5 protein-coding genes are annotated in these 2,238 nt (G+C 34.2%); 3 read left to right on the top strand and 2 right to left on the bottom strand.

Features of this window, described 5'->3' with window-relative positions; genetic code table 11:
* Window positions 1-382 (top strand): hypothetical protein (locus tag AC1DJR_RS27200; RefSeq protein ID WP_477003965.1); only part of this gene is annotated, 382 nt, incomplete at its 5' end.
* A 192-nt stretch (window positions 383-574) separates the two neighbouring features.
* On the opposite strand, the gene AC1DJR_RS27195 is transcribed toward AC1DJR_RS27200, so the two are convergent.
* Both AC1DJR_RS27195 and AC1DJR_RS27190 read right to left on the bottom strand, forming a co-directional pair.
* Window positions 575-907 carry a hypothetical protein gene (locus AC1DJR_RS27195; protein WP_477003964.1) on the bottom strand — a complete coding sequence of 111 codons (333 nt, stop codon included), beginning with the start codon at window positions 905-907 and terminating at the stop codon, window positions 575-577.
* 76 nt (window positions 908-983) lie between these two features.
* Window positions 984-1,223 carry a helix-turn-helix domain-containing protein gene (locus tag AC1DJR_RS27190; RefSeq protein WP_048517345.1) on the bottom strand — a complete coding sequence of 80 codons (240 nt, stop codon included), beginning with the start codon at window positions 1,221-1,223 and terminating at the stop codon, window positions 984-986.
* A 182-nt stretch (window positions 1,224-1,405) separates the two neighbouring features.
* Here AC1DJR_RS27190 and AC1DJR_RS27185 point away from each other — a divergent pair, with 182 nt between their 5' ends.
* Together AC1DJR_RS27185 and AC1DJR_RS27180 are read left to right on the top strand one after the other, a co-directional pair.
* The gene (locus AC1DJR_RS27185) at window positions 1,406-1,528 is read left to right on the top strand and encodes a DUF3961 domain-containing protein (protein ID WP_215551035.1); all 123 of its coding nucleotides are present in this window, start codon (window positions 1,406-1,408) and stop codon (window positions 1,526-1,528) included.
* A gap of 470 nt (window positions 1,529-1,998) precedes the next feature.
* On the top strand, window positions 1,999-2,238 hold a 240-nt coding region (locus AC1DJR_RS27180; protein ID WP_477003963.1), incomplete at its 3' end, for a hypothetical protein.

Raw genomic sequence — 2,238 nt, 5'->3', positions numbered from 1 at the left:
ATCTTATATTGTCCGGTCGAACTATTCAAAAGCGCATCAAGTTGCATTGGACCAATTGTTTGGTGGGGCCGTAATGAGAAGGGAAAAGGAAAGAACATTTGATTTAATTAGCCAAGAGATTGGAAAACAGTTGCATCCATATCCTTATTATACTGAAAATTACTTAAGTGTGATAAATTGGTTTATGCAAGAATTAGAAGGTGCCTCATTAGTGCCGTTATGTATTGAAGAAATTCAAAAATGTTTCTTATTGGGCATTGATATGAAGACTCTTAGAGATAAATACTCTGATTTTACTATTAAACTTTCTAAAGACATTTTTAGATTCACATCAAGAATTTTTAAAGAAAAGAGTATTTTAAATTATTTATATGAAATATAAATAATGATGTGTTTATACTATAGAAGATAAAATAAATGTAGATAATACAACAATATTTACAGTAAATCAGACTTCCTTTGGGAGGTCTGATTTGTTTTCGTACAATAATTTTATTATGTAAACATGTAAATGACCACAATCTATAGGGTTTAATGATAAAATGTTGTTTGGTTACCAATAAAGTTTATCTTTTTATTTATTTTTCCATTCAACTAAAGTACGTTGCTTACAACTTCCACAATCAAAATAACCATTAACTTTTATAATTCTTTGTTTGTGATTACAGTTAGGGCACTGGATTTCTTGTTTTTCAAAAGCTGCATATATAAGACCTAATGAAAAAAGAAACAGTGGGACGGCGAAAAATAACCCGACTATTGTGATACCTAAAATAACAGAAAAAATAATACCCAAAATGCCGAGAATTAATGACGTTTTACGGCCAAACTTCTCTTTAACGGAGCTCTTTTTTTGATTCACTTCAATGATGTAAGTGTTACCGTCCGCGGTTGTCTTTGTTTCCATATTCCTCCTCCTTAATAACTTTTAATCAATTGTATCAGAGTATTCTGAAATACATCTATAAACAAAAACAGTACATTTATTTTATGTACTGTACAACGTCTTCAATACGATATGTTTTATCGATGTCATTTTCTGCAGCTAATTGATTTAAAGCATCTAAGATGGACTGTAATGTATCGATACGTACAAGACCAACCTCACCATTCACTAGATTACTAATAGTGGCTGGACGTACTTTTGATTCTACAGCTAATTTGTTTTTCGTAATTCCTATTTCCTCCATTGTTTCCCCTAAAGTGAATACCATAGAACTCATGGTAATACCTCCGTTCATTCCGATCGTTTATTACTTTACATTTTACACAATTTACATATTAAAGTAAAACTTTTTTCGAAACACTATTGACGTATGACTCCTGAAGTTATATATTGATACTAACAAAGTTTTACTTTTGAAGTCATACTTTTATACGAAGTGAGAAGGGTGGAGCGGTATAGATGCAAAAAATAAGCGAATACTTCGGTTTAGAAACAAAATCTGATTGTATTTGGTTTTATGGTTTTTATACTGTAGCTTCTGTTCTATTCATTATTAATATGCTTATAGCTCACGTGCTATAGGCTCTTTCTTTAACTAAATATCGGACAACCTCCAGCCTCGTGAATATCTTCATTCGAAAAAACAGATATACACGAGGTCTAGTTTCCTATTGTCTTTTTTAGGTAACTAAGGGAGGAGATCAACACGAGGAATGACCTAACACTCGTTAAACTTGAACAGGTTAGCTAAGCCAATGTCAGAAAGTTAAGCGTCCTAACGTATAACGTTTCCTTGTTTGCGTTGTTAGGAGTCTAGGCGAGTACGGCCATTAACGGTACGGCGGTTGCTTGGCGTGTTACGGCACGGGTAGCAGCGGATAATGAAAGAATTATAGGTTACGAGTAATGAAGGATACGCCAGTAGTGCATCTCCTTTCCTGATTCTTTCTGCAGATAGGACAAGCTTTATCTGTAAAAAGTCTGCTGTGTAAGAAATTACAGCGTTTAAACAGGGTGTTACTATACGGATTCCTTAACCCGATAGACCATGATTGACAGAACGTCTATTTTACGACGCTTTTATTTTTTTGAAGCGTTGTAAGGTAGTCATTCTTTGCCCTAGCCGTTGTCCTGTACCCTCATCCCATGATTGTCTGACGACCGCAAAAGTCAAGTGCAAAAAGCAAAATAAAGATAAAAACTTATTAAGGCTGGAGGGGGAGGAGTTAATCCTCGATGATCCAGATCTCCTCGATTGGTTTACCGAGTTCTTGAGCTATTCTGTATGCTGT

The sequence above is a fragment of the Bacillus sp. 05T31 genome, assembly GCF_056396725.1.
The sequence above is the reverse complement of the archived record's forward strand: the minus strand, read 5'-3'. Positions and strand labels throughout refer to the sequence as shown.